This window comes from Kitasatospora sp. NPDC057223, from assembly GCF_042669755.1.
In the GTDB taxonomy this organism is placed as follows: Bacteria; Actinomycetota; Actinomycetes; order Streptomycetales; family Streptomycetaceae; genus Kitasatospora.
The window spans coordinates 38,749-64,719 of the sequence record NZ_JBHUWW010000029.1; the positions used below are offsets into that span (position 1 = coordinate 38,749).

Genomic DNA, 25,971 nt, shown 5'->3' on the forward strand with positions numbered 1-25,971 from the left:
GACTGTGGAGGGCACCTGAGGGCCGGGGCCGGAAGGCCGCCGGAACGGAGGCCGGCATGCGCACCGAACAACTCGACTACCTCGCCGCGGTCACCCGGCTCGGCTCACTGCGCCTGGCCGCGCAGGAACTCCACATGACCCAGCCCGCGCTGAGCGAGACGCTGCGCAACCTGGAGAAGGAACTGGGAGTGACACTGCTGGAGCGCCGGCGCTCCGGAGCGACCCTCAGCGACGAGGGCCGCGAGCTGATGCCGCTCGTGACGGAAGTCCTGGACGCCGTCGACCGGCTGCGCCGCGCCGCCGACCACCAGCACAGCGTCAGCAGGATGGTCCGCCTCGGCACCGTGAACGCCGCCACCGTACCGCTCCTGGTCCCGGCGATCGAGGAGTTCCGGCGCAAGCGGCCCGAGACCCAGGTCGAGGTGATCCCCGCACAGCAGGCCCAGATCCACCGGGCGCTGCTGGACGGCAGCTTCGACATGGGCCTGGTCAACCTGCTGGAGGGCGACGACGACCCGCACGACCTGGCGACGACGCCACTGCTGCGCGGAGACGTCGTGGTCTGCATGCGCCACGACGACCCGCTGGCGGCGAAGGAGTCGATCACCCGGGAGGACCTGGCGGAGCGGCCGCTGGTCGTGATGCGCGCCGGCTACCTGATGCACCGCTTCGTGCACCGCCTCTTCGACGGACAGGTGCCGGGCTTCTCCTACTCCACCGACGGCGCGGAGATGGGCAAACTCATGGTCGCCGAAGGGCTGGGTGTCACACTGCTGCCGGACTACAGCGTCCTCGGCGACCCCCTGGAGCGCTGCGGACTGCTGACCGCCAGGCCCCTGGCCGCCCCCCGCACCCGGGTGCGCCTCGTGCTGCAGTCCCGCCTCGCGGGCAGCATGCCCACGGCCATGCGCGACCTGCGCCAGGCGCTGGTGGACCGCGCCGCCCGCTACGAGGCCGGCCACGCCGGCGCCGCGCCCGTCGAACGGCCGGCCTGCGGCTGACAGGCTCACCCGATCACCGACTGCGAACGACGCGTAGTGCGCTCCGGCCGGACTACGCGCCGGCGGCCACGCCGGGTGCCGCGCAGGGTCGTCCGCCGAGGTGACCCCTGTTCGCCCAGGGCGGCCCCCGCCGGAGCCCGTCGGTGGCTCGCACGGCAGGTAGAAGTCCCGGACCGGCAGGAACCCGGCCGGCGCGGCCGCGTTCGGACTGTCGGCCCGGTCGGTTGCCCGGCTGCGGCCGGACCGTGGGACCACGTGCGGCGCGTAGTCCTGCGCGAGGTTGTCCCTACGCGATGGCGGGCGGGATCGGGGCCGTCAGCGCTGGCAGGGGTCTGATCCCGTCTTTTATGCAGGTCAGGACCCATCCCGCAGCGTCCCGGCGGTTCTGGACAAGCGGGGCGGGGATGGCCAGGATGGGTGGTGTCCAAGCCGTGCGGACCAGGCGCCGGCCGGCCCACCGCGGCCCTTGCCCCGCGACCGGGGCCCGCCCAGGGAGGTCCGGATGAGCGAGGCACGTCGCATCCGCCCGCCGCGTGTGCCCGGTCGCCCCCGTGGCACCGCCCCGGATGCGGCACGCGGGGTGGCGGAGCTCGTCGGACGGGACGAGGAACGCGCGCGGCTGGCCGAGATCCTCGACCTGGCCCGGCGCGGGATGAGCGCGACCCTGGTCCTTCGGGGTGGCCCGGGCGTCGGCAAGACCACCCTCCTCGACGACCTCGCCCTGCGTGCGGCCGGGGACTTCGAAGTGATCCGCTTCGATGCGGTCGAGTCCGAGGCCGAGCTGGGCTACGCCGCACTGCACCAAGTCCTCGCCTCGCGCCTCGGAGGGCTGGCGAAGTTGCCCGGCCCGCAACGCGGTGCCCTGGGGCGGGTATTCGGTTTCGAAGACCGAGTGGCGCCGCCGGACCGCCTCCTGGTCTCGCTGGGCGCGCTCGGACTGCTGACGGACCGTCCGGCGGGCAGTCGTCAGCTGCTGTGCCTGGTGGACGACGCGCAGTGGCTCGACCGCGATTCCGCCGACGTGCTGGGCTTCGTGGCCCGCCGCCTGTACGCGGACTCGACCGCGATGGCGTTCGCCCTGCGTGACGATGCCGCGGGCGCCGAACGGCTGACAGGGCTGCCCGATCTCGCTGTCGAGGGACTGGACGGCCGCGCGGCGTACGGCCTGCTGGCGCGAGCCGCCGGCGGCGACGCGGATCCAGGAGTGGCCGGGCGCCTGGTGGACGCGACCGGCGGCAACCCGCTGGCGCTGATCGAGGCAGTGCGGGAACTGGATCCGGAGCAGCTCAGCGGCCGTACCCCGCTACCCGATCCGGTACCGGTCGGCCTGCAGCTGGAGCGCGGCTACCTGCGCGAGGTGGCGGCGTTCACGGCCGACACCCGCACGCTGCTGCTGGCGGCGGCCGCCGACTCCACCGGGAGCGCGGACCTGCTCTGGCGGGCTGGCACGCTGCTCGGCTTCGGTCCGCACGCGGCCGCACCGGCGGAGGGGCGCGGTCTGATCGCCGTCCGCGAGACCGTCAGATTCCGGCACCCCCTGATCCGTTCCGCCGTCTACTACGGTGCCCCGAGGGCCGAGCGCGCCCGGGTGCACGCCGCGCTCGCCGCCGCCGTCTGCGACGCCGGTCCGGCGGAACTGCGTGCATGGCACCTGGCCGCCGCCGCGACCGGTCCGGACGAGGTGGTCGCGGCGGAGCTGGAACTCGCGGCGGGCCGGGTGCGGGCACGCGGCAGCTGGTCGGCGGCCGCCACGCTGCTTGGCCGGGCCGGCGCTCTGACCCCCGACGGGGCGGCCGCGGCGCGCCGCCTGCTGGCCGCCGCAGAGGCGAGCGCGGTGGGCGGGAACCCCGGCCGGGCACAGAGCCAGTTGGATGAGGCCGCCGCCCACCGTGGGGATCCCCGCCACACCGGGCTCGTACTGCGGGCTCAGGCCCGCATCCACCGGTTGGCGGGAGCACCGGCAGCGGCGACCGGGTCGCTGCTGGCAGCGGCCCGTGAGCTGGGCGCGGTGGATGTGCGGCTCGCCCGGGACATCCTGGTCGAAGCGCTCGTCCAGGCGCAGGTCAGCGACCGGATGGCGCCCGCGGGTGCTGACCGGCGCGGTGTCGCCGAGGCCGCGGCCGCCCTACCACTGCCGGTCTCCGTTCCGGTCACCACAGGGGATCTCGTCCTGGACGCGGACACGGCGGTGCACCTGGAGGGGATCGCGGCGGCCCTTCCGCGGCTGCGCGGATCCGTCACCGCGGTCCTGGCGGCCCGCTCGACCTCGCCGGAGGTGTTCCAGTGGCTCGCGGCGGCCTGTTCGCACGCCACTGTGCTGGGCGACGACATCGCCCTGTACGAGTTGGCGTGGCGCCTGGAGTCGCTGGCGCGGGAGCAGGGAGCCGTCCTGCCGATGGCTCTCGCCCTCAGCCACACCGCACTGTCGGAACTGATCGCTGGCCGCCTCCCGGACGCGGAGCGGCTGTTCGACCAGCGCGCGGCGCTGGCGGAGGCGGGCGGCGACGTCGAGCATCTCGGGGCACTGCTGGTGGCCGGCTGGCGGGGCGATGCGTCGTCGGTCCGCGAGCTCTCCGCCGCCGTCGACGCCCGGGCAGCCCGCACCGGACAGGGCTACCTGCTGGTCTTCCGGTCCTACGCCCAAGCCGTCCTCGCCCTCGCCGACGAGCAGTACGCGCAGGCACTGCTTCTGCTGGAGGACCGCCTCGGAGAGACCAGCCAGCTGAAGTTCGCCCTCGTCGACGCCGTCGAGGCGGCCGTGCGCAGCGGCCGCGCCGACAGGGCCAAGGGCCCGCTCGCGCAGCTGACCGCGCTCGCCGAGGGCTCGCCCGTGCCGTCGCTCCTCGGGGACCTCGCCCGTGCGCGGGCCTTGGTCGCGACCGACGCGCTGGAGGCGGAGGAGCTGTACCGCAAGGCCGTCGCACACCACGGAGCTACGCGTGGCGGTGGCCGGCTCGCCCGCAGCCGCCAGGTGTACGGGGAGTGGCTGCGCCGGGAGCGTCGCGTCAAGGAGGCCCGTGTCGAGCTGCGGGCTGCCCACGATCTGCTGGACGCGATGGGTGCGCGCGCCTTCGCGGCCAGGTGCGCCAGGGAGCTCGCCGCGGCGGGCGAGAACATCCGATCCCGCGACGAGCGGCCCGGTGGGCTGACCGCGCAACAGGCCCGGGTCGCGCACCTCGCCGCCACCGGGGCCACCAACGCCGAGATCGCCGCCCAGCTGTTCCTCAGTGCCCACACCGTCGACTACCACCTGCGCAACGTCTTCCGGAAACTGGACGTCCGCTCCCGCCGCGACCTCGCCCGCCTCACCGAGAACGGGGCCGGGCAGGGCCGCTGACGAGAGAGCCCGGCTGGAGACGTCTCGGCGCCGACTGGGAAGCAGGACTGCTCCCTAGTCGGCGCCGAGGTACTTCCGGTCAGCCGGTCGTCAGGTTCCACTTCTGGTTGGCCGTGGCGGTGCAGTCCCAGATCTGCAGCCGCGTGCCGTTGGCGGAACTACTGCCGACGGCGTCCAGGCACCGCCCGGAGGCGGGATTCAGGAGCGAGCCGTCCGCCCGTGACTGCCACTGCTGGGCACCGGTGGTGTTGCAGTCGTAGATCTGCACCGCCGCGCCGTTGGCGGTGCCGGCTGCGGCGACGTCCAGGCACTTGCCCAGGGCGCGCAGTGAGCCGTCGGACCCGGGCGCCCACTGTTGGGCGTTGCTGGCGTTGCAGTCGTACAGCTGGACGGCGGTGCCGTTCACCGGGTTCGCGCCGGCCACATCCAGGCATTTGCCGCCGATGCCGGTGACGAGTCCGGACGCCGGTGCGGCGGCAGGCCCGAGGTTCGGGTTGTTCGCGTGGGTCAGGGTCTCCCACGCCACGAACAGGTAGTTCGTGCCTGCCGGGCGGTTGCTCTCGGTGAGCGCCTGGGTGTTGGCCATTGCGACGCCGAACCGGTTGTGCAGGGCATTGAAGCCGACCTCGGTGACCGGCCCGAGGCCGAGGTTGAGGTGGCCGCCGCACAGCCAGGACGGCACCGAGGCACCCAGCTGGTACTTGGCCTGGAAGCCGAGGGCCTGCCGCAGCCGCTCGCCGACCGCCGGGTAGAGGTTCTGGCCCTGGATCGCCGCGGTCTCGGCGATGTCCGAGATCGAGGCGATGCCGTAGCCGGTATGGGTGAAGTCCCGGCACGTCTCCTGGGTCAGGCCGTCGACGAACGTCGACTGCCCCTGCCAGTAGTTGATGATCTGCTGGCTGGTGCTCAGCCCGCTCCCGGGCACGGTCCTCGGCAGCGCTCCGTCGGAGGCGAGGTAGATGTAGGCCGGGACACGGTTGAGGTAGCGGGCGACGGCCTTGTCGTAGGAGGCCTTGTCGTCGAGGAAGACGGAGATCCCGACGGCGGCCTCCATCATCGACAGCTCCCAGTTGCCGTTGCTGTTGGAGCCGTTGATGACCTCCGGCAGATAGACGGTGCGCAGCATCGTCGAGAAGCGGGAGATGTCGGAGGCGTTCCAGCCGCTGTAGCTGTAGCGGATGATCTCCGCCGCGCGGGGCCAGACGGATCCGGCCCAGCCGGTCTGCAGCGGAGCGTTGGCGTTGGTGTGGTCGGTGATGGTCGCCGACCAGGCGTTCATGAGGCGAACGGCCTCGGCGGCGTAGGCGCTGTTGCCGCTGATGTACCAGGCGAGCGCGTCGGTGTACGCCGCGATCGCGTCCTCACGCTCGTCGGTGCACCCGTAGTTCGGGTTGGAGATCGGCCCGCACTCCACCACCGAACGGGGCTTGGGCGTCCGGGTGGTGGAGGAGAACGGGCTGGCAAGCAGTTGCTGCCAGGCGGCCGTCCACGGCTGGGCACCGGCCTTCACCTGGGCCTTGACGAAGTCGAGCTGGCCCTTGCTGACCAGCACCCCGGGATGGTTGAACGTGGCGGGCGCCGCCTGAGCGGGCGGGGCGGCGAGCAGACCGCTCACCGCGAGGGCGAGCGCCGCCAGGACGGAGGCCGCTCGGGCGGCGATGCGGGTTCGCAGGTTCGTGGTCATCAGGCCGGCACGTTCCAGCGCTGGTTGGTGCCGCCGCCGCACGCCCAGATCTGCACCTGGGTGCCCGGGGTGGTCGACCGGTCGGTGTCGTCCAGGCAGCGGCCGGACTGCGGGTTGAACAGCGAGCCGTCCGCACGCGGCTGCCACACCTGCGCACCGGTGCCGTTGCAGTCGTAGATACCGACCTTCGCGCCGTCGTTCGTCGCGCCGCCCGCGATGTCCAGGCACTTGCCCAGCACCCGCAGCGTTGAGTCCGAGCCGACCGTCCACTGCTGCGCCGCGCTGGCGTTGCAGGTGTAGACCTGCACCGGGTTGGAGTTCGCGGTCGACGCTGACCGGTCGTCCAGGCACAGCCCGCCCAGGCCCGTGATCTGCCCGGTGCGGGCGCCGCCCCCGCCGCCGCCCCCGGTCACGCCGTTGAAGATCGACGCGAACTGGAAGGCACTCTGCGGGGTGCCGCTGCAGCTGTCGGACAGTGTCCCGTTGGTGGCGCACGCCTTGTCCCGGCCCAGGGCCCAGAATGCCAGCTCACGGATGCCCTTGGACTTCGCGAAGTTCACCAGCGCCGACGCGTTGGCGGTCGTGAAGACCTCGTTGGTGGAGTCGTTCACGCCGATCATCGGCGTGTTGCCCTCCATCGCCCACAGCTGTGCCGCGGACTTGCCGGTCCAGATCGCGCCGAGCTGCCCCTGCAGCGCGGTCGCCGCGTCGATGGCCGCCTGGCCCATGTTGTAGTTCGGGCCGTAGTCCATCGTCATGATGTTGACCAGGTTCACGTCGACGTTGCGGCTCTTCGCGTTCTTCAGCAGGTTCTGCGCGTTCGACAGCAGCCCGCTCGTCAGCACCGGCAGCGTGTACTGCACGTTCAGCGTCCGGCCCTGGCCCGCGTACTGGGCCTGGAGGTTGGCGAGGGCCTGGTTGCGGCGGTCGTTGGCGGCGGTGTCGTCCAGGGCCGAGCCCTCGATGTCGAAGTCGACACGGGTCAGGTTGAGCGTGTCGATGACGTTCTTGTACGCGGCCTGGAGGCTGCTCACCGAGGTACACGCCTGCGCCAGTTCGGTGCCGGAGGCGCCGCCGAAAGAGGCGATCACGTCGCCTCCGGCGGCCCGCAGGGTGTTGATCGCACCGGTCCAGCCGGCGTCGGTCAGCGGGATGTCGCCGTTGAAGGTGGGGTTGCAGCTGCCTCCGCCGTTGATGACGAAGGCCAGTGTGAAGTACTTGAGGCCGGTGGCTGTGCGGGCGTTGGTGAGCGCGGCGGGGGAGTTCCAGGTCTCCACGTAGGGCGCCGCGAACTGCGCGGGGAATCCGGGGCCCGGGTTGGCCGCGGCGTGGGCGGGGGTGACCACGCCGAGCGCGCCGGCGAGACCGGCGAGCAGAGCGGTGACAGGGGCGATGACGCGCCGAAGGCGCATGGGCTGACTCCCGTTCGGGATATGGGGGCATGGGGCGTCCGGCCGTGAGGACTGCGGGGTATGGGGGTTCGGCCGAACGGCACCGAAGTCAACAAGCGCCACTGATCCACCGTCAAGGGTGATGGTTAGGAAAACTTCCTGACAGTTCTGGGCTCGTCGCCGCCCCCGGCGCCGGGCGGCGCCGGCACAGCCGCCTCGCGCCGGGCGGCTTCCTCGGCGCCCACCAGGTCAGCGGGCGTGCCGCGCGAGGGGACCCGCCCGGACCCGGCAGGGGATCGAGAGCGCGGGGCGGGTCCGGCGCGTAGTCGGCCGCGCACCAGGACTACGCGCGACGCGTGGCCCCGCATCGCACGGCTAGGACTCGCACAGGACCCGCCCGGGCCGGGCCCCGGGAGCCGGGCGGCCGCAGACCAGTGATTTGGTGCGTGGCCCGGACTGGGGGGCTCCGATCCGTGCCGGGAACAAGCCGGGATGCGGCCATGTTGGCATGGCTCCGACATCTGAATTGTCTGGGCACAGGCGAAAGGACGGACAGATGAAAGTGCGCAACTCCCTCCGGGCCCTGAAGGCCAGGCCCGGCGCTCAGGTCGTCCGCCGACGCGGCAGGACGGTAGTCGTGAACAAGCGGGACCCGAGGTTCAAGGCCCGTCAGGGCTGAGAGGCCGGACTAGGGGCTGCGGGCACATCGACCGTCCGCAGTCCTGGGCACCGGCCCTGCGGCTGATCAGGGACATGGCTATCAGGCCACGCCGGCAGCGTCGAGCAGGGTGACCACGGTCGGCGTGAGCAGGCCTGTCAGCGTTTCGGCATGGATGCCGGCGCGGGCACTGGCTCCGTCGAACAGGAGGATGAGCTGCCGGGCCAGGAGCTCCGGGTTCCGGGCCCGGCCGCAGAGGGCCTCAGCGAGGAAGAACGCATTGAGTCCCTGCTTGACCCTGCTGGCGACTTGCGGGGCGCTCCGGATTCTTGATGGAGGATGCGCAGACACGGCGAGCCCGCGCCTGGGTCAGGCAGCAGGGTGGCCGCGTAGGCGGCGGCCCGTTGCTCCAGGCTTGCGGCCAGTAGGTCGTCCTTGCTCTCGAAGAGCTGAACGGTTCGAGGTCCAGGCCTCCTGGCCGGACTACAGCGGCTGCCCCTATCTGGCCTTACAGATCACGCAAGGCGGGTTCGCCGGTCCGTCGCCGCCGGTGGGTCCGTGTCAGCGGGTGGGCAGGCATTGGGTGTGCAGGCCGTTGAGGTGGAAGAAGCGGAGGGTGCAGCGAACGACCGTGCCCGGCTCGGTACCGTGCGTGGTGAGGATCCACAGGAGTGCGCCGGCGACGGCGGTGTACGCAGCGATCAGCAGTACAACCTGCCAGCGGCTGCAGAGGTCCCCTTCCGGGCGCGGTTCGACTGGTTCGTGGGGGGTGGTCCGATGAGTTGGCACGGGGGTCCTTGGCCGCTTTGGTCGGGCGCCGGTGGCGTTGGGCGGTGGCGGCCCCTCGCGTTTTGCGGCTTGCCCGGTTCAGGTGGGCACTGACGTTGGTGGGGTGGAATCCGGTGGTGTCGGTGATCTGTGCCCGGGTCATCCGCAGGGCGGTCCACAGGAGGACGAGGTCGGTGCGGGGGCCACCCGGCCGGACGGCATCGCCGGCTTGTTCCGGCCCCGGGCGGGGTGGGTCGTTGTCGCCGGCGGTGTGGAGACGGCCGAGCAGGACCGTCGACGCGGCATGAGCCGCGTTGGGCGAGTTGATGACGCGGGTGTGCCACTGGCACGGTGATGTCGCCGAGCGCCTGATCAACGACGAGGTCGACGCTGCGCGGGTCGCGGGTCCGCAGCCGGGCGTAGGCGGGGCAGTGCGGGCGGCGGGTGTCGACGAAGACCTGGTAGGCCATCGACCCGGCCGCCGCCGGCGGTCGGGGGGCCGGGGCATCGGGGGTCTCCCGGCGGTCGTAGCGGGTGGAGTGCCGGGCCGGTGGTTCGACGCCGTCAAGGCGTGTCGAACCACCGTGGCCCGGGTTCTGTTGCGGCGATCGGTTGCGGCGTCCTCCTACGGCTGGGCGAGGGCCTCGGTTGGTGAGAGGCGGGCTGCGCGGATGGCGGGGTAGAGGCCCGCGACGGCGCCGATGACGAGGGTGGAGCCGAGCGCGGTGCCCTGGGCCCAGGCGGGCACCGCGACGGGCCAGCCCTGGTAGAGGGCGAAGCCGCCGGTGACCGCGGTACCGAGCAGGATGCCGCCGAGGCCGCCGAGGGCCGAGAGAAGGAGTGCCTCGGTGAGGAACTGGATACGGATCTGGCCCCGGGTCGCGCCGAGGGCACGGCGCCAACCGATCTCACCGCGGCGCTCCAGCACGGAGATGATCATGGTGTTGGCGACGCCGACACCGCCGACGAGCAGGGCGACCGCGCCGAGGCCGAGGAGCAGGGCGGTGAAGGTGTCGTTGGTGGCCTGCTTGACCCGGAGGGCGTCCGAGGGGCGCTCGACGCGCACCTCGTTGGGTGACTCGGGGTTGACGGTCCGTCCGAGGAGTGTGCGCACGCTGTCGACGGATGTCGGTTTGATGCGGACGTAGAGGGTGCCGGTGTTTCCGTCGAAGCCGAGGCGTTCCTGGGCGACGGGCCATCCGACGAAGGCGGCGCTCTCGAGGTCGGGCGCGAGGGGGGTCGGGGCGAGGATGCCGATGACGGTGAACCACTGCCCGCCGAGCCAGACCTGCACATCCGGACCGGCGTGGTCGATGCCGAGGTACCGGGCGGTGGCGGCACCCAGGACGACCGCGGTTCCGCGCTCGGTCGCGCCGTTCAACCAGGCGCCAGAGGTCAGGGTGGCGCCGACGGAGGCGGGCAGGTCGGAGCGGGCGGCGAGAACGGCGATGCCGTTGGTGTTGCCCGCCGGGATCCTGTCGGTGCGGTAGACGTTCGCGTTGGTCGTCCCGGTCGCCGACTGGTGGTCGACGTCCGGGATCCGGCCCACCATCGCGCCGGCGGTGTCGGGCAGTGCCGCCTTCTTGCCCGAGAAGTCGGTGCCGGGCGTCACGGTCAGGACATTGGTGCCGAACTTCGCGAGGCGGTGCTCCAGGTCGAGTCGGCTGGACGCGGTGATCCCGACGACCGCGATCATCGCGGCGATGCCGATCGCGATCCCGAGGGCGGACAGTGCCGCCCGCACGGGCCGGGTCCGCAGCCCGATGGCCCCCACCCGGGCGACGTCCGCTGGCCGCAGCCGGGCCGGACTCGGTGCACCTGCGGGCTCGGCGGCGGTCGCAGTTGCGCCGGGGCCGGTGGTGTTGGTGTTGATGTCAGGCATGGCTGCCTCCGTGCGCGGGTTCGGCCGCCGGCGTGCGGTGGTCGTCGGTGACGCGGCCGTCGCGCATGGCGACCCGGCGGGGCAGTTGGGCGGCGAGGTCGCGGTCGTGGGTGATGACCAGGACGGTGGTGCCGGCGGCGTTGAGCTCCTTGAGCAGGTCGAGGACGGTTGCGCCGGAGGCGCTGTCGAGGTTGCCGGTCGGCTCGTCGGCGAGCAGGAGCGGCGGGGAGGCGACCACGGCGCGGGCGATGGCCACGCGTTGGCGCTCACCTCCGGACAGCTCGTGGGGTCGGTGGTCGAGCCGGTGGCCGAGGCCGACGCGTTCCAGGGCCTCGCGGGCCAACTGCCGGCGGCGGCGCGCGGGGACGCCGAGGTAGAGGAGGCCGTCGGCGACGTTGTCGACGGCGGTGACTCCGGAGGCGAGGTGGAACTGCTGGAAGACGAACCCGATGGTTCGGGCGCGCAGGGCTGCCACCTTCCGGTCGGGGAGAGTGGAGAGGTCGTGGCCGGCGACGATGACACGGCCTGAGGTGGGGCGGTCGAGGGTGCCGGCGAGGTGGAGCATCGTGGACTTGCCGGATCCGGACGGGCCGACGATCGCGGCGAGTTCGCCTTCGGCGACCTCCAGGCAAACTCTGTCGAGGGCCACGACGCCGCCCGGGTATTCCTTGCGGACCTCGTCGAGGAGCAGGATGCTCATGATCCGGCCACCCCGACGTCGGTGCCCTCCGCGAGGCCGGGTCCGGAGACCTCGACACGGCCCTGGGCGAACATGCCGACGGTGACGGGGACGATGTGGCGTCCGGCGGGGCCGATCACCTCGATGCCGTAGCCGTCGCGGACGGCGAGGAGAGCCACGATCGGCACGGTGAGGACGTCCTTCCTCTCGCCCCGCTTCAGCGTCACGTCGACCGCGTCGCCGTCGTTGCCACCGAGCGCCGAAGGGTCGCTGGGGGTGACGGTGACCTGCGTCTTCCCGCCACCGCCGCCACCACCGCCCCCTTCACCCTGCCCGCCGTTCTGCGCGGCACCGACCTGGGTCATGGTGCCCTCGACGGGCGTGGCGCCTGCCGACTGCAGCAGGACCTTGGTGCCGGTTTTGGCGAGCGCCGCCTGCTTCTCCTCCAGCGTGACGCTCACGGAGCGGGTGGTGCCGGTGGTGGTGAGTACGGGCGTGCCGGGTGCGGCGGTGTCACCGACGTGCTGCTTGTGCTCCGCGACGCGTGCCGGAGCCTCGGTGTAGGTGACGCGGCCGAGGTCTACGGTTCCGCTCTCGGGCATGCCGGAGGCCTTCTGCCACTTCTTCACCGCGGCGGCGGTGTCCTTGTCGTAGACGGCGTCGACCTTGAATCCGCCGTAGCCGAGGGCCTTCAGGTTCTCCTCGAACTGTTTGACGTCCGGGCCGCTGACGCCCTCCGCGAGCGCCCGGTAGGCGGGGAGCTTGCCCAGCAGCAGGACGACGGGCTGGTCATCGATGCGCAGGGCGGCAGCCCCGGCCTTCAGCACAGTCCCGGGCTCGGGCAGCGCCGTGATCGTGCCGGCGATCCGGCTCGCGAACGGCTGCGCCAGCCCGTAGTCGATCTTCCCGGCGAGGCGGACCTGGTCGACGAGGGTGGTGCGGGTCACCGGCGCGGTCGACGGTGCCGGAGCCGTGGGCGCAGCCCCCGCGTTACCGCCGCTGTCGAGGCCGAGGGCTGCGGACACCACTGCCCCGACCCCGATGATGCCGGTCGCGGTCACGAGAATCCTGCGCCTGCTCATTTCGCCACCTCGCAGACCCGGCTCGCCTCTTCGAGCTTCTTCATCGCGTCCTTGTCGCTCATGTCGATCGGTGCGCCCTGCGCCTGGCCGTCGGCGGCCGGATCGGGGAAGTCGACGCCGTGCTCGCGCATGCACTTCGCGAACCTGACCTGCTGCGCCGTCTCCTCGGCGCTGAGCTTCTGCGGCTGGCCGCCGTTGGGCAGGAACTGCCGGCACGACTGGTACGCCTCGTCGCCCCCGCCGACGTCGATCGTGCCCCCTGCGCCCAGGGTGCCCACCGACCCCGGCGAGGCCTGGTCACCCGCCCCGGTCCCGGTGCCCGTCAGGTTGCTGCCCGGGTCCGGCATGTCTACCCCGTGCTCCCGCATGCATTTCGCGAACTTCAGGGCCTGCGCCTGCTCGCCGCCTGCCGCGGAGGAGGCCTTGCCGTCGGCTGCCGAGCCGGACGAGCAGCCCGTCAAACCGCCGAGGAGGAGCACGCCGATCGCGGCGGCGGGAGCGAATGCCTTCAACATCAATCTGGTCATGGCTCAACCCTGGCCATCGGGCTGTGGTGCCGGCGTGTGGTGGCGCCACACACGGATCACACACCCACGTGGCGACAATGGCCTGATGAGCAAGCCCACCACTGACCACCCGACGGCCAGGCCGGATGCGGCCCGCCCGGCGAGCCGGCTGACCATCCGCGGGCGCCTGACGCTCTGGTACGCGGCAGTCTTCGCGGTCACCGGTGCGGTGGTGCTCGCGGCGATGTACTACCTGGTGCGTCGCGAGTTCTTCACCGCCGGGCAGATCGTCCTCGACGGAGTCCTCACACCGGGCGGCGATCCCACTGTTGTCAACCCAGGCACCGTTGCACCGGACGCCTCACCCGCCACGACCGGAAGCCCGCTGCAGGCCACCGCTGTCGAGGCCGTGACCACCCGGGCCCGCACCGATGCCCTGCGCTCGATCGTCCTCGACACGGGCATCCTGTTCGCTGTCCTCACCGCCATCTCTCTGGTGCTGTGCTGGCTGGTCGCTCGGCGCGCGCTGCGCCCGCTGCGGCAGATCACTGACACGGCCGCCGAGCTGTCCCACGACACCCTCGATGCCCGCCTCGCCCTGCCCGGCCCCCGCGACGAGATTCGCACTCTCGCCGATACCTTCGACGCCATGCTCGACCGCCTCCAGCGGGCGTTCGCCAGCCAGCGGCTCTTCGCGGCCAACGCCTCCCACGAACTGCGCACGCCTCTGACGATCATCCGCACTGCCGCCGAGATAACGCTCGACCGCGAAACACGCACCGAGGCCCAGTACCGGCACGCCCTGGCCACCGTCGCCTCCGCCGCCGAACGCAGCGACGCGATGCTCACCAGTCTGCTGCAGCTCGCCCAGACACAGCAGCGTCACCTGCGCGGCCCCGTTGACCTGGACCGCCTGACCGCCGAAGCGACCACACCGTGGCCCGACGGCGCTCCCGCAATCGTGCTGGACCTGCGGCCAGCGCCGACCTTGGGCGACCCGGAGCAGCTACGCCTGCTGCTGCGAAACCTGCTGGAGAACGCCGCCCGCTATAACACCCCTGGCGGCGGGGTCTGGGTCACCACCGGTCGCAACGGGAGCCGGGCGTGGCTGCGGGTGGACAATACCGGAGCCGACGTCGACCCGGCCGACCTCCCGGCGCTTCGCCAGCCGTTCCAGCGCGGCCAGGGCCGCACCGGCGCCACGGGCGCAGGGCTGGGCCTGGCGATCGTGGACGCCATCGTCGCGGCGCACGGTGCCGACTGGACCACCTCGGCCCGCCCCGGCGGAGGCCTCACCCACATCCTCGACTTTCCCGCAAGGTGACTGCCATGCTCCGCATCCTCGTCGTCGAGGACGACACCGTCCTCGCCGATCTCGTCGCCGTAGGCCTGCGCGAGCAGGGGATGGTCGTGGACGTGGTCCACGACGGCGCTGCCGCGGTCAGCCGCGCCGCCGACATCACGCCCGACGTCGTCGTACTCGACCGCGACCTGCCGCTCCTGCACGGCGACGACGTCACCCGGGCACTGATCCGTGATGGTTCCCCGGCCCGGGTACTGATGCTCACTGCCGCCGCCTCGGTCGACCACCGGGTGGAGGGCCTTCACCTCGGTGCCGACGACTACCTCGCCAAGCCCTTCGCGTTCCGTGAGCTCGTCGCCCGTGTCATCGCGCTCGGCCGCCGCGCACCCTCCCGGCAGTCTGCGGTCCTCGAACGGGGCGACCTGCGCATCGAGGTCGGCCGCCACGAGGTCCGCCGCGCCGGCCGCGCCGTCACCCTCACGCGCAAGGAGTTCGGCGTCCTGGCCGAACTCCTGCGCGCCGACGGTGAGATCGTCAGCGCCGAGGACCTCCTCAACCGCGTCTGGGACGAGCACGCCGACCCCTTCACCACCGCCGTACGGACCACCGTCAAGACCCTGCGACAGAAGCTCGGCGCGCCCGACCCGATCACCACCGTCGTCGGCCGCGGCTACCGCCTCACCTGAACGGCCCGCAGGTCAGCGCCCGGGCGTTCGCCGTTGCACCGGTCCGAGCCCCCGGTCGGGCCCGCCGATCGGCGTCGGCAGTCCCAAGGCCGGCCGCCGGGCGGATTTCGGGTCGCAGCGGGTCGGCCCGGCACCCGGTCAGCTGGTCGACGCAGCACGTGCCGTCCACGCCGTTGCGTGGGTGGCGCTGCCGGCCACCGGGGCACACCGTGTGGTGCGCGGTCCGAGCTCGGTGGCCTGGAGGTTTCGGTCAGTGCGACCGGGCAGCGGCGCCCGTGGGTCGCTAGCCACAGCCGGCACCGCACTCGAACAGGTTCAGGAGGGCACCGGTCATGGTGGGAAGGGGAGGGACAGGCGTCGCCGCCAGGTGGCAGTGACAGGACCACCGGCTTCCGGCGCAGGCCGTGGTCTTCGGGGATGTCCGGAGCCGCGCTCGGCTCTGCCTGCGGCGTTGCTGCGGCGAGCGCCGACGAGGTGTCCGGGCCGGGTGTCGCGGGCGGGGCCGCGAGGTGGAAGGACTGCTACAGGGCCGTGGTGAACGCGTCGAGGCGGGCGGCCACTTGGTCGGGCACTTCCAGCGGCGAGAGGTGGCCGGTGCCGTCGAGGACTTCAAGGCTGGCGGTGGGGATCATCGGCAGCAGGTGGGCGCGCAGTACGCTCGGCGGGTCGATCTTGTCGTGGCTGCCGGCGAGGACCAGCACGGGCACGTCGATGTCGCCGACGCCGGCGGAGACGTCCTGGACCATGCCGTGGCGGGGCCAGACAATCCGGGCCTCGGGGCGGGCGCGCAGGCTGTCCTCGACAACCTGGCGGCGCAGCTCGTCGCTGAGGGCACGGTGGGTCAGCATCTGGTCAATGGCGGCGGTGACGGTCACCTCGTCGTCGTAGGCGTGGGAGGCGTTCTCCTGGATCTGCAGGGCGAGGCGGGGGCGGGGGCGACAAGGACGACACCGGCCAGGCCGACGGGCTTGCGGGCGGCGAGCATCTGGGCGATCTTGCCGCCCATGGAGTGCCCGACGAGGACGTAGCGGGGGTGCGCGAGCTCGTCGATGACCCGCTGGGCGTCGTCAGCGAGGCTCTCGAGGTCGTATGAGCCTGGCAGGTCGGCGGAGCCGCCCCACCCGCGCTGGTCGTATGCGGTGAACGGCTGTCCGGGATCGAGATGCCGCAGGACGGGGATCCAGGTGCGGCGTGACCCTCCCCAGTAGTGCAGGAAGACCAGCGGCATGCCCTCACCCTCGCGTACATGGGCGTACAGCTGGCCTCCGGGGACCTCGAAGAGCAGTACCCACAGGTGACGGTGCAGTCGGAGGCCCTGTACATCGATGAAGGCCAGGTGCTGACCTCCGGCGGGGTCACCGCCGGCCTTGATCTGTGCCTTCACCTCATCCGCCGCGATCACGGAAATCGACTGGCCAACCAGCGGGCGCGTCTGCTGGTCGCGGCGCCTCACCGCGCGGGTGGCCAGGCCCAGTTCGTAGACCTGCCGGTACCCCCAGACCCGGACGCCGGTCCCGCGGGGGTGTACGACTGGGCCCTGCGCAACCTACACCAGCCGCTCACCGTCGACCAGTTGGCGCGCCAGTCCGGGCTGTCCCGCCGCACGCTGATCCGCCGTTTTCACACCGACACCGGCAGACCGCCCATGCGTTGGCTGCTCGACGCGAGGATCGGTCTCGCACGGGAGCTCCTCGAATCGAGCGACCTGACGGTGGAAGCGGTCGCACGGCGCTGCGGCCTGGGCACGCCGGCCAACTTCCGGACCACGTTCAAAGCCAGAGTCGGCGTCCCCCCGCGCGCCTACCGCGAGACGTTCAAACCGCCCCCGGCCCGGACCCCTACGGTCAAGGCCTGATTTCCGGCCAAGGTTCTACCGGCGATGCGTACCGCCCACCCCTTCACAGGGAGTCCGATGCCTGTCGGCTGCCATGTGTGCGCCTGAGGACCGTCGCGGCCCGAGCGGGCACCCGGCCCGAGGAAGCATTATCGAGAAACGTACTCACCGGAGGCGTCGGTCGATAAGGGCTGACGCAAGCGGTGGAATGAATGGCACGAATACTGCGGTAAATGTCACGCGCACAGCTCCCGGGCTCCGAATCGGGGCACCTAACCTCCACACATGGACTTCTCACTCGAGTTTCCGACAGGCCCGCTGGTTGAGGCCGTCGTCTCCACGGTGCGTAACTCCGAATCCACTCCTGTCTTCAACCACAGCGTGCGGAGTTTCTTCTTCGCGCAGCTCCTGGCCGAGCACGAAGGGTGTCTGGAAGACGCCGCATACGATCGTGACCTGCTGTTCGCAGCGACAGTCCTGCACGATCTGGGCACCGGCAGCCTTGCCAAGGGCGAAGCACGCTTCGAAGTGGAAGGCGCCGACCTCGCGGCATCTCTGCTCCAGGAACACGGTCTTCCCGCAGCGGACGTCGACCGCGTCTGGGAGGCCATCGCCCTGCACACCTCCCCCGGCATCGCCGAGCGCCGAGGAGTGCTGAGCTACCTCACCCGTGAAGGTGTGGGGATGGACTTCGGGCGCCACACGGAGTTGTCCTCCGGATGGCAGGAGGAGATCCACATCGCCTACCCCCGTCTGGACATGGTGCGTTCATTGGTCGACGCCATCGTGGAGCGCGCTGCTCGCTCGGACGCCGCAGGGCCTCGGTATTCCATCGGCGGTGAACTGCTGCGCGAGCGTCAGGCCGACGGCGTGACACGCCTGGAGTTGGCAGCCGCCTCATCCCCGTGGGCAGAGTAGCCACTCGGCCGGCCGGCGAGCGGTTTTGCGGAGGCTCGCACGAGGCGGGTGTTCGTCGGAATGCGCGTATCACCACATGAGCACCGCACCGGCGTCCTGAGCTGCGTCGACGCTGGCGACGTGAATCCGCGAGCGCATGCCAGGTGTGCTCCGGGCCTCGGCGGATTCGGACAATGTCAGAGGGAGAGGTCCTCGATGCGCTCCGGCCCGGAGGCGACCTCGAACTGGTGCCGAATGCCGAGGCCCTCAGAGAGGAGTCGCGCGATCAGCGCGGCCACATCGGTGCGTGGAATGCTTCCGCCCCCGAGCCGGTCGCCCAACCGGACGCGCCCGAGGCCCGGTCGATCGTCCAGCCCGGACGGCCGAACGATCGTCCAGTCCAGGGCGCGGGCACGAAGGTTCGCATCCGCTTCGCTCTTGAGCCGCAAATAGACCTGGAACGGATCATCCGATCCGCTGTCGGGGTAGTCGGCTCCCATCGAGGAAATGAGCACGTAGCGACTCACCCCAGCCTCCTCGGCCGCGTCGGCCAGCAAAACCGCACCGTCGCGGTCGATCGCCTCCTTCTGCAGGGTGGTGCTGCCGTAGCCGGCGCCGGCCGCGAACACCACGGCGTCGGCACCGGACAAGGAGGCCGCGAGCGCGCGGACGGAGACTGTCGCGATGTCGAGTTCGAGCGGTGTGCCTCCGGCCGCGACCACGTCGTTCCCCTGCACGCGGGATCGGACCGTGCCCACGACGGCGTGACCCCCTCGGCTCAGCAACCCGGTGAGGAGCAACGCGGTCCGACTGTGGCCGCCAACAATGACGATTCTCATTTCTTCACACCCATCAGTGTCTGCGGAAAACGCATGGCAACGGACGGCGAACATCCCACCCGGAAAACACACCCGTTCGCGGGGTACGGCCGAGAGACGCCAAGGAGGCATCCGCCGTCGCGGCAGCGTTGGCGAGGGTAGCGGTGGACCCGCCGGGGCGAGGCCGGGGCGCCGGTTCTGACAATGGCGTCCCGCCACGTTCCCGAGCCGATCACCACCGCGGCGGCACTCACGTGCGCCCACCGACCGCTCAGGGCGAGTCCGCCGTTGCGAAGCCGCCTCCGGGGCCGGTCGATGATCAGGCCCTGAACAGGGAGCGCCATGGCGATGGGGCCTGCGGCGCCTCGTCACCCGTACAAGGGGCCGAGGAGAAACCGAACAGTTCCCGCAGCCGGGTGATGATCTCGGGGACACCGAACGGCCTGGCAAGGTAGTCGTCAGCGCCGAGGCCGATTTCGGTGACCTCGTCGTCCAGGCGGCCGGTAGTGGTGAGCATCAGGACGCGGCAGCACGGATGGCGGGTGTGGATGAGCCGGCACAGCACTTCACCGTGGATGACGGGCGTGTCCCGTTCCAGGACCACGATGTCGTAACCCGTGGCTGCCAGGTGCTGCAGGGCCGTCTCCCCGTCATGGACAGTATCCGCGGGGACGGCCGCCAGACGCAGCCCCTCCTGGACGGCCGCCGCAAGATGGAGCTCGTCTTCGACGATCAGTACACGCATGTCACTCCCCGCGTCGGCCGCGCGGGGTCACAGCACCCGGTCGAGGCCGGGCTGATCGGGGCAGCCCGGCCTCGTCCGTCCCCTGACCACCATCGCGTCGACCCTGCGACGCGATGGGGATCCGCGGTGGTTGTCAGCTCCTACCGAGGAGCTCGCGCACGTGCTGGACGATCTCCTCGTTGGTGTATGCGTGGCCGGCGATGCCCCAGCCGCCCGGCTCGGCGGCGGACAGCGTCACCCAGGTGCGCTCGGCCAGGGACCGGTCGCCGGCCGCGTCGGCCACGATGTCGGTGATCTCCCGGACCAGGCCGAGCTGCTGCTCCCGGTCGAGCGCTCCGGCATTGGTGGTGACGCTCACCCTGGCGTGCTGACTGTCGCCTGCGGCGTCACTGAACGCCTCCGGGTCGAGCTCGTGGACGAACCCGGCAGTGTTGTCCAGGAAAAACGGGATCTCGGGAACCTTCTCCCAGCGCATCACCGCCCGCGCGAGTTCCTGCGCGAGCTTCTTGCGGTCCGCGACGACTCCCTTGGCCACGTACACGTCGATCATCGGCATGATGTGCTCCTCGATACAGGAATAGGCGCCTCGCCCCCGGCCCGCGCACCGACACCGGACGCACCGGTCCTGGTCGGGACGGAGTCTGAGGAATCAGCTGGTTGCGCAGCGCCGGCGAACCGATCACAGGCTGGCCGGCCGGAGCCACGGGACGAAAGCCGGCCGCCGGGGCCACAACGCTTTGGGCGTCCCGGACAGAAGCCCGAAGCCGGACCGAGCCGCCCGCGGGCGGTGCGACGACGCGTGCGTACATGAATTAACTGTTCCTGGCCGCGTCCGTTCCGCAACCACGCACCGCACGTAGTCCTTCCAGTAGCCCAGTACGCGCCCACCGGGAGGTCACAGGCTCTGGCCCACGCGTCAACGCGGTCAGCCGCTCCGCTGTTCTCGACCCGGCAACACCTCCCCGTTCCGGCGGCCTCCGCACGTACACCACCAGCGAACCCTCACTCGCCGTGTGCTCCTGGAGCCGCCCCAGGCCGAGGACCTACCTTCAGCACTGGGACGCGCTGATGAACGACGACGTCGACACGCGGCACGGCCCGTCCGGGCAAGGTCGAGAGGATGCTGCGCCAGGAACAGCCGGCCCTTTCAAGGTGTCGTCACTCGTTCGCCGGGTTCGCCTGCCACCCGGCGGATTCAGCTACTCCGGGGGCGTCTCCGATACCGTGTCGACAACGGGTGAAACGAGGGCCACGAACGGCGGATCAAAAGCGGGCCGCTCTGCGATCTCTTGATCATCCTGACTTCTATGCTCTGAGGTCAGGATGAAGAGAGGGTGATTCGCGTGGAGGACTGGGCCGAGATTCGTCCGATCCGGTCGGTACCGCTGGCAGCTCGGCCGGTTCCTCCCGGGTGGGTTGCTTCCCGCGTCTCACGCCGTGCCTACAGGCAGCCGGGGTGCTGGCGACGATGAGTCGACGCATGGTGGGCTCGCGCCGGTGAACAATCGTGCGGACAGGTTGCGTGGGGCAGCCGTCCTGCAGGTGTCTGCGTCCGAGGCCGGGTCCCCGAGCGGACGTCTTGTCAGGTGGGGCTTGAGGATTTGCCCAGGGCGGCGATGCGCTCCCGGGCGCTGTTCAGCCGGGTGGTGAGTTCGCCGGTGCGGGAGGCGGCGTCCCGGGCCTTGGTCGTGGCTGTGGCGGCTTCCTCGTGTCGTGTCCGGGCGGTGCCGGTGGCCGTGTCTTGTGCAGCTTCGGCCTGTTCGAGTGCGGCTTGTGCTCGTTGCACGGCCTGCTCGGCGTCTTCCAGGGCGCCCTGGGCGCGGTTGGCGTGTGCCTGTGCGGAGCGGGCCTTCCTCTCCGCGCTGCGGGCGTCTTTCTTCGCTTGCTCGACCTGGGTGGTGAGGTCGGCCGCCTCGGCTTCGAGCCGTGCGAGTTCGTCGGCCTCCCGAGTGGTGCCGGCCGCGGTGGTGCGGCCCGTTCGGGTGGTGGCGCCGCGGCCGGCGGGCGAGCCGGTCGGGCGGCCCGGCGGTGGCCCGTCACCTTCACCACCAGTGTTGGTGTCGGTGGTGGTGGGCAGGGTGATGCCGGCGCCGGGGCGCAGGGCGGTGGTGAGACGCCCGGCTTCGAATGCGGCTGCGGCGGCCGGGTCGGCGAGGGCGGCCTGCAGGGTTTCCTCCAGTTCCTGCGCGGGGCCGTCACCGACGTGATGACCGGCGTTGCGGGCGTCGTCGCGGGCCTGGCCGACGAGGGCGAGGACGACCTGGTGGCGTTGGGCGAGCAGGTCGCGCAGTTCGGGTGCGGCGAGATGCTCCTGCGCGGCGCGCAGCCCGCGGCCGAGCTCCAGGAGTGCTGCGGTCTCGTCGTGGTGGGTGCGGGTGAGCCGGTTGGCGAGCCAGGCGGCGGTGGTGGGCCTGCGCAGGGCACGGATCTTCTTGGCGAGCGGGCGGTCACCGGCTCGTCGGGCGCGCTGGGCGGCTTCGTCGCGGGCCGGGGTGAACTCCGTCGGCGCAAGTGCGTACAACTGGTCGGCGATCTCGTCGAAGTCCACCCCGGTCCTTTCCTCACGGCACGCGTCGTCTGCGGGCCCGGTGCGCCGTCAGGGTCGGCGACGCCCCGGGGCGGCGTTTGGTCAGCGGGCGATCTGCACGGTGATGCTCTCGTCGGCGCAGCCGGCCGCGATCCGCTGGAGGGCGGTCTTCTCGGCCGGGTCGACGTCCAGGCCCCAGCGGGTCTTCACGACCGTCCAGTTGGTGATGTAGGTGCAGGTGTAGCCGGTGGCGGGCGGGAGCCAGTCGGTGACGTCCTTGTCGGCCTTGGAGCGGTTGGACTTGGCGGTGACGGCGATGAGGGAGCGGCCGTCGCCGAGGTCGTTGGCGTAGGCCTGCCGCTCGGCCGCGGTCCAGGTGGAGGCTCCGGAGTCCCAGGCCTCGGCGAGGGGGACCATGTGGTCGACGTCGAGGCCGGCGGCGTCGGTGACGATGACCGCGTCGTAGGGGGAGTACCACTGGCCGCCCGTCAGCGCGCAGTGCGGGCCGACCTCGGGTGCCTGGACGGCTTCGTCGATGATGACTTCGCGTCGGGTGTCGCAGCCGTCCTTGTCGGCGTCGATCCAGTGCCGGAAGGCGGTGCGGAGGTAGCCGGTGCGGTCCTCGTCGGCGACGGGCAGCGCCTCGATCGCCTGGGTGAGGGTGGTGGTGACCGTGTCGCCCGCGGCCCGGTGGGCGGGGTGTGCGGGGGTGGCGCCGGCGGCGGGTACGGAGATCGCGGCGCTGAGCAGCACGGTGGCCGCGGTGAGTACGACGGCGCGTGTGGGGGTGATGCGCATACGGTGGGCCGCTTTCTGGAGATCCGTCACTTGCGGATCTTCCTAGCGGTCCCGCGCCCGGAGGGGGAAGCCGGGCGCGGCGGGGTTCACCCAGGAGGGGAAGTAGTCGTACAGGATGCGGCGCTTCGGGACCCGCCGGGCTGCCGACCGCCAGCGCCTTCGTGTGCTGAGGGTGGCCGCACCCCGGCAGGGTGCGCCACCCTCGTGGGCGGCCACGCGGCAATCGCGGCACTGCCCGGTCCCTGTTCCATGATGGAGCCACGACGCCAGGGGAAGATCCGGCCACCGGCCGGATTCAGCGCTGCTCACGAGGGTGTCATCGCGGGCGCCCCGCGGGCAACCACGCTTCGGACAAACGCGCAGGAATTCTCTCGTTACACCCCGGTTGACCTGCGGCTGTCCCTGGCGGGTGAAATCCGGCCCACGGCCTCCCAATCGGACATCCGCGCATCAATCCGTGATCACGGATCACAAGGATTCGTTCTCGCTCTGTGACGGGTGAGAGGATCACACCGTTCCGGCGACCGGGGGCGGCAATCCCCCAGTCGGAGCACGCAGTTGATGGAGCCACGCCCACATTCACCTCACCAGGAGGAAGTCCTATGCGCACGATCAGCACCGCCATGCCGAACCCCGGGCCCCAAGCGGGCCCCCGCGCCCTGAGCGGACCGGAGGCCACGGTCGTCGTCATCATCATGACCCTCGCCGTCGCTCTCGCCCTCGCGGACCTGCCGATGTTCGGCGCCCTGGAGTTCCTCGGCGGCGCCGTCTACCTGGCCTGCCGCACCGTCAAGGGCCTGCGCGACCCCCGCCCGGGCACGCCCGGCGCGATCTGACCCACGCTCATGGGACGGCGCGAAAGCGCCGTCGCCGCCGAGACCAGGCAGATGGAAGCGTTGGCGCTGTGGCTCCGAGAGCAGCGCCAACGCGCCGGCCTCACCTACGCGGCGATGGCCCAGAGCACCAAATACGACCCCACGACGCTCTCCCGCGCCGGCAAGGGAACGACCCTGCCCTCCCAGCAGGTCGTCGAGGCCTTCGCCGGCGCCTGCGACGCCGACCTCACCCAGGCCCGCCACCTCTGGCGGGCCGCCCACCGCGCCGACCAGAAACGCAGAAAGAACCACCAGCCCGCACACCACGGCGAAGACTTCCACGACCTCGCCATCCTCGTCGACCGCTACACCGTCCACCCAGAACTCATCGAGGACTTCCCCCAACTGCGCCGCGCGCTGCGCGAACTACGCGCCAAACACGGGCAGCCCTCACTGCGGGAACTGGAGAAACGAGCCGGCCGACGCGACGACGGCGGTCCCATCCTGCCCAAGAGCACCCTCGGGGAGATCCTCAACGGCAGAAAACGGCCGGACAGGAGCCACGTCCTCGCCTTCGCCACGGCAATGGGCGCCTCCAACACCATGGTCCAAACATGGGGAAGGGCATGGGACCGGGCCGGGCGCAACAGCGCCGCCGAGGCCGCCCATGCCCCCCTCCGGCTCCGGCTGCTCCCCGGGCACCCGGATGCCGGCCCCGCCACCGGCGCCCTGCCGGACCCGTGGGGCTTCGACAGACTCCCACCCGCACCGCCCGGGCCCGGGCCGGCCCCGGCCGCGGGGGATCGCAGCAGGTGGTCGCGCGACACCCGGACGATCGCCCAGACCTGGGGCGACGACAACCCGGTGGTCCGGGACGTCAACTACCTCCTCAAGCACGGCCTGCTCGTCATGGCCCCGGGGATCGGGGCGCAGCGTCCGCTCGACCCCGCCGGACCCAGACGTCCTCACCCCCCGGCGGGACATACCCTCTCGGGACTGCCGATCCGCGTTCCGCGCCGCTACGAGCGGACCCGGCGCCGCAGGCCGGCCGTCGCCGCGGCCGCCGTGGCCACCCGCTACGACCCCTTCACCTGGGGCAGGGCGCCGCAGGCCGAGCCACCCCGCGTCCACGTGACGATCAACCTCCCGGCCCGCCACACCGAGCTGTCGGGTGACCGCGTCGAGCAGGGCGGCTGGTGACCGGGCGCGGCACCGGTCACCGGGCCGTGTTGGCGCTGCTCACCCAGCGCGCGAAGGCCTCGACGACGTTCTGGTCGAGCTTCGCGGTTCGGCACAGCGCGTCGACGTTGCCGACGGCCAGGTCGATCCCGGTGTCGGCGAGCAGCGTCCAGTTGCCGGCGTTCACCGGCGCCTGCAGCGTGTCGTGCTCCGACGTCGTGATCGGCGCCGGTCCGGGGGGACGGCCGGCGTACAGGGGGCTGAGGGTACGGGAGGCCGGGACCGCGGCGGGCCAAGGCGACGCGGGGATCCGCGGTCTTCCCAGGGCTCGGGTACGGCAGCCCGCCTGCGCGCCTACGCCGACCTCCTGGCCAGCCTCACCCAGGGCTAACGCGTCAGCGTCTACGGCCGCGGACTGGTGGTCGCGCCCGCCGGGAACGGTCCCGCCCCCACGGTCGCCGACTGCAACCGTCTGTTCGTCGACGTGCCCAGCGGCACCATCAACGCCAGCCTCAAGGCCGGTGACAGGATCTGCCTGCTTACCGGACAGAACCGCGTGGCCACCCTGACGGTCACCCTGACCGAACCCCACCGCGGCCAGTTCGAGAAGAACCGCGTCAAGGTCACCGGCACCGTCTGGGTGGACCCCGCCCACACGGTGGACGCCGGAAACTGACCTGACCAGCACAGACCCTGCCCTCACCCCGGCCGGGGACAGCCGTCGGCAGGCCGCCTTCGGCCGTGACAGGCGGCCCTGCGTGGCCTGGCCGGTGAGTGGAGGTGAACGCGCGCGGGCCCCGACCGGTTCCGGTCGGGGCCCGCACACGCCGGAGGCGGTCAGTGCTTGAAGGCGTCCTTGACGTGTTCGCCGGCCTGCTTGACGTCGCCCTTGGCCTGGTCGGCCTTGCCCTCGGCCTCCAGGCGTTCGTTGCCGACCAGCTTGCCGGCGCCTTCCTTGGCCTTGCCCTTGATCTTGTCGCCAGTGTTCTCGATCTTGTCGTGGGCGCTCACTGGGGGCCTCCGTGGGTCGGTGTGCTGTCCGGTACGCCATGTCGCCTGCCCTCTTCCGAGCGGAAGATTCCCACGAATACGGGCAGTGGACCGGGGCAAGCGTTCGCCGAAGCCGATCAAGTCCGACCCGGAGGTCATCGCGATGGTTCCCCTTCTTCTTGTGCTGCTGCTGGCCCTTCTCCTGTTCGGCGCGGGCTTCGCCGTCAAGATCCTCTGGTGGGTGGCGATCATCGTGCTGGTGGTCTGGCTGGTCGGGTTCGTCGCCCGCGGCACCCATTCCTCCGGCAGTCGCCACCGCTGGTACCGCTGGTAGAGCGCCCGCCACGGGCCCGGCAAGCGCCAGGCGGGGCACACGCTGCTGGGTGTGCCC

At 71.5% G+C, this 25,971-nt stretch carries 27 protein-coding genes and 2 pseudogenes; 11 read left to right on the forward strand and 18 right to left on the reverse strand.

The genetic code is table 11. The features are described from left to right. Window positions 1-56: 56 nt before the first annotated feature. On the forward strand, window positions 57-1,001 hold the full coding sequence (locus ACFUK0_RS13760) for a LysR family transcriptional regulator (RefSeq protein WP_380249546.1): 945 nt from the start codon (window positions 57-59) through the stop codon (window positions 999-1,001). Between the two features lie 502 nt (window positions 1,002-1,503). Next, window positions 1,504-4,338, forward strand: coding sequence for a LuxR C-terminal-related transcriptional regulator (locus tag ACFUK0_RS13765; RefSeq protein ID WP_380249548.1), 2,835 nt, complete (start codon window positions 1,504-1,506; stop codon window positions 4,336-4,338). A gap of 79 nt (window positions 4,339-4,417) precedes the next feature. On the opposite strand, the gene ACFUK0_RS13770 is transcribed toward ACFUK0_RS13765, so the two are convergent. The 3 genes and pseudogenes from ACFUK0_RS13770 to ACFUK0_RS13780 all read right to left on the reverse strand — a co-directional run bounded on the left by ACFUK0_RS13770 (window position 4,418) and on the right by ACFUK0_RS13780 (window position 7,434). Beyond that, window positions 4,418-4,849 carry a ricin-type beta-trefoil lectin domain protein gene (locus tag ACFUK0_RS13770; protein ID WP_380249601.1) on the reverse strand — a complete coding sequence of 144 codons (432 nt, stop codon included), beginning with the start codon at window positions 4,847-4,849 and terminating at the stop codon, window positions 4,418-4,420. Beyond that, window positions 4,826-6,022: pseudogene (locus ACFUK0_RS13775) on the reverse strand (alginate lyase family protein); the annotation flags it as partial. The pseudogene ACFUK0_RS13775 and the gene ACFUK0_RS13770, both read right to left, overlap by 24 nt. Next, the gene (locus ACFUK0_RS13780; RefSeq protein WP_380249550.1) at window positions 6,022-7,434 is read right to left on the reverse strand and encodes a ricin-type beta-trefoil lectin domain protein; all 1,413 of its coding nucleotides are present in this window, start codon (window positions 7,432-7,434) and stop codon (window positions 6,022-6,024) included. The pseudogene ACFUK0_RS13775 and the gene ACFUK0_RS13780, both read right to left, overlap by 1 nt. 535 nt (window positions 7,435-7,969) lie before the next feature. On the opposite strand from ACFUK0_RS13780, the gene ykgO reads away from it, so the two are divergent. Beyond that, window positions 7,970-8,092 (forward strand): type B 50S ribosomal protein L36, encoded by a 123-nt coding sequence (ykgO, locus tag ACFUK0_RS13785; RefSeq protein WP_380249552.1) that lies wholly within the window; start codon window positions 7,970-7,972, stop codon window positions 8,090-8,092. Between the two features lie 81 nt (window positions 8,093-8,173). Here ykgO and ACFUK0_RS13790 read toward each other — a convergent pair. From ACFUK0_RS13790 to ACFUK0_RS13815, 6 genes and pseudogenes are all read right to left on the reverse strand, one after another. Next, window positions 8,174-8,523: pseudogene (locus ACFUK0_RS13790) on the reverse strand (TetR/AcrR family transcriptional regulator); the annotation flags it as partial. A 109-nt stretch (window positions 8,524-8,632) separates the two neighbouring features. Further along, window positions 8,633-8,860, reverse strand: coding sequence for a hypothetical protein (locus tag ACFUK0_RS13795; protein ID WP_380249554.1), 228 nt, complete (start codon window positions 8,858-8,860; stop codon window positions 8,633-8,635). Window positions 8,861-9,464: 604 nt separating this feature from the next. Continuing rightward, complete coding sequence (locus tag ACFUK0_RS13800; RefSeq protein WP_380249556.1) at window positions 9,465-10,721, reverse strand: ABC transporter permease; 1,257 nt, start codon at window positions 10,719-10,721, stop codon at window positions 9,465-9,467. After that, on the reverse strand, window positions 10,714-11,421 hold the full coding sequence (locus tag ACFUK0_RS13805) for an ABC transporter ATP-binding protein (RefSeq protein ID WP_380249558.1): 708 nt from the start codon (window positions 11,419-11,421) through the stop codon (window positions 10,714-10,716). The genes ACFUK0_RS13800 and ACFUK0_RS13805 overlap by 8 nt, the downstream gene beginning before the upstream one ends. Continuing rightward, complete coding sequence (locus ACFUK0_RS13810) at window positions 11,418-12,482, reverse strand: peptidoglycan-binding protein (RefSeq protein ID WP_380249560.1); 1,065 nt, start codon at window positions 12,480-12,482, stop codon at window positions 11,418-11,420. The genes ACFUK0_RS13805 and ACFUK0_RS13810 overlap by 4 nt, the downstream gene beginning before the upstream one ends. Continuing rightward, window positions 12,479-13,009 (reverse strand): hypothetical protein, encoded by a 531-nt coding sequence (locus ACFUK0_RS13815; protein WP_380249562.1) that lies wholly within the window; start codon window positions 13,007-13,009, stop codon window positions 12,479-12,481. Before ACFUK0_RS13815 ends, ACFUK0_RS13810 begins: the two co-directional genes overlap by 4 nt. Before the next feature lie 85 nt (window positions 13,010-13,094). On the opposite strand from ACFUK0_RS13815, the gene ACFUK0_RS13820 reads away from it, so the two are divergent. Then, a complete protein-coding gene (locus ACFUK0_RS13820; RefSeq protein ID WP_380249564.1) occupies window positions 13,095-14,312 on the forward strand; it encodes a sensor histidine kinase in 1,218 nt (405 codons plus the stop codon). Between the two features lie 5 nt (window positions 14,313-14,317). Then, entirely contained in the window at window positions 14,318-14,977 is a 660-nt protein-coding gene (locus tag ACFUK0_RS13825) for a response regulator transcription factor (protein ID WP_380249566.1), read from the forward strand. A 521-nt stretch (window positions 14,978-15,498) separates the two neighbouring features. Here ACFUK0_RS13825 and ACFUK0_RS13830 read toward each other — a convergent pair. Both ACFUK0_RS13830 and ACFUK0_RS13835 read right to left on the reverse strand, forming a co-directional pair. After that, on the reverse strand, window positions 15,499-15,852 hold the full coding sequence (locus tag ACFUK0_RS13830) for an alpha/beta fold hydrolase (protein WP_380249568.1): 354 nt from the start codon (window positions 15,850-15,852) through the stop codon (window positions 15,499-15,501). Then, a complete protein-coding gene (locus ACFUK0_RS13835; protein ID WP_380249570.1) occupies window positions 15,849-16,205 on the reverse strand; it encodes an alpha/beta fold hydrolase in 357 nt (118 codons plus the stop codon). Before ACFUK0_RS13835 ends, ACFUK0_RS13830 begins: the two co-directional genes overlap by 4 nt. 18 nt (window positions 16,206-16,223) lie before the next feature. Here ACFUK0_RS13835 and ACFUK0_RS13840 point away from each other — a divergent pair, with 18 nt between their 5' ends. Both ACFUK0_RS13840 and ACFUK0_RS13845 read left to right on the forward strand, forming a co-directional pair. After that, window positions 16,224-16,832, forward strand: coding sequence for a GlxA family transcriptional regulator (locus tag ACFUK0_RS13840; protein WP_380249572.1), 609 nt, complete (start codon window positions 16,224-16,226; stop codon window positions 16,830-16,832). Between the two features lie 264 nt (window positions 16,833-17,096). Continuing rightward, on the forward strand, window positions 17,097-17,729 hold the full coding sequence (locus ACFUK0_RS13845; RefSeq protein ID WP_380249575.1) for an HD domain-containing protein: 633 nt from the start codon (window positions 17,097-17,099) through the stop codon (window positions 17,727-17,729). A gap of 176 nt (window positions 17,730-17,905) precedes the next feature. Here the strand turns inward: ACFUK0_RS13845 and ACFUK0_RS13850 are convergent, their stop codons facing one another. From ACFUK0_RS13850 to ACFUK0_RS13870, 5 genes are all read right to left on the reverse strand, one after another. After that, window positions 17,906-18,601 (reverse strand): SDR family oxidoreductase, encoded by a 696-nt coding sequence (locus tag ACFUK0_RS13850; RefSeq protein WP_380249577.1) that lies wholly within the window; start codon window positions 18,599-18,601, stop codon window positions 17,906-17,908. Window positions 18,602-18,845: 244 nt separating this feature from the next. Continuing rightward, window positions 18,846-19,271: a response regulator transcription factor gene (locus ACFUK0_RS13855; protein ID WP_380249579.1), complete on the reverse strand. Its 426-nt coding sequence runs from the start codon at window positions 19,269-19,271 to the stop codon at window positions 18,846-18,848. Between the two features lie 133 nt (window positions 19,272-19,404). Beyond that, entirely contained in the window at window positions 19,405-19,827 is a 423-nt protein-coding gene (locus ACFUK0_RS13860) for a 4-oxalocrotonate tautomerase family protein (protein WP_380249581.1), read from the reverse strand. 1,026 nt (window positions 19,828-20,853) lie between these two features. Beyond that, window positions 20,854-21,819: a hypothetical protein gene (locus ACFUK0_RS13865; RefSeq protein ID WP_380249583.1), complete on the reverse strand. Its 966-nt coding sequence runs from the start codon at window positions 21,817-21,819 to the stop codon at window positions 20,854-20,856. An 81-nt stretch (window positions 21,820-21,900) separates the two neighbouring features. Then, window positions 21,901-22,596: an HNH endonuclease family protein gene (locus ACFUK0_RS13870; protein ID WP_380249585.1), complete on the reverse strand. Its 696-nt coding sequence runs from the start codon at window positions 22,594-22,596 to the stop codon at window positions 21,901-21,903. A 602-nt stretch (window positions 22,597-23,198) separates the two neighbouring features. On the opposite strand from ACFUK0_RS13870, the gene ACFUK0_RS13875 reads away from it, so the two are divergent. Then, window positions 23,199-23,432 (forward strand): hypothetical protein, encoded by a 234-nt coding sequence (locus ACFUK0_RS13875; RefSeq protein ID WP_380249587.1) that lies wholly within the window; start codon window positions 23,199-23,201, stop codon window positions 23,430-23,432. Window positions 23,433-23,441: 9 nt separating this feature from the next. Beyond that, window positions 23,442-24,611 (forward strand): helix-turn-helix domain-containing protein, encoded by a 1,170-nt coding sequence (locus ACFUK0_RS13880; protein ID WP_380249589.1) that lies wholly within the window; start codon window positions 23,442-23,444, stop codon window positions 24,609-24,611. 16 nt (window positions 24,612-24,627) lie between these two features. On the opposite strand, the gene ACFUK0_RS13885 is transcribed toward ACFUK0_RS13880, so the two are convergent. Further along, a complete protein-coding gene (locus ACFUK0_RS13885) occupies window positions 24,628-24,777 on the reverse strand; it encodes a hypothetical protein (protein WP_380249591.1) in 150 nt (49 codons plus the stop codon). A 231-nt stretch (window positions 24,778-25,008) separates the two neighbouring features. On the opposite strand from ACFUK0_RS13885, the gene ACFUK0_RS13890 reads away from it, so the two are divergent. After that, the gene (locus tag ACFUK0_RS13890) at window positions 25,009-25,266 is read left to right on the forward strand and encodes a hypothetical protein (protein WP_380249593.1); all 258 of its coding nucleotides are present in this window, start codon (window positions 25,009-25,011) and stop codon (window positions 25,264-25,266) included. Window positions 25,267-25,427: 161 nt separating this feature from the next. Here ACFUK0_RS13890 and ACFUK0_RS13895 read toward each other — a convergent pair whose 3' ends face one another. After that, complete coding sequence (locus ACFUK0_RS13895; RefSeq protein WP_380249595.1) at window positions 25,428-25,601, reverse strand: CsbD family protein; 174 nt, start codon at window positions 25,599-25,601, stop codon at window positions 25,428-25,430. Between the two features lie 142 nt (window positions 25,602-25,743). Here ACFUK0_RS13895 and ACFUK0_RS13900 point away from each other — a divergent pair, with 142 nt between their 5' ends. Continuing rightward, window positions 25,744-25,914 carry a hydrophobic protein gene (locus ACFUK0_RS13900; RefSeq protein WP_380249603.1) on the forward strand — a complete coding sequence of 57 codons (171 nt, stop codon included), beginning with the start codon at window positions 25,744-25,746 and terminating at the stop codon, window positions 25,912-25,914. Window positions 25,915-25,971 lie beyond the last annotated feature (57 nt).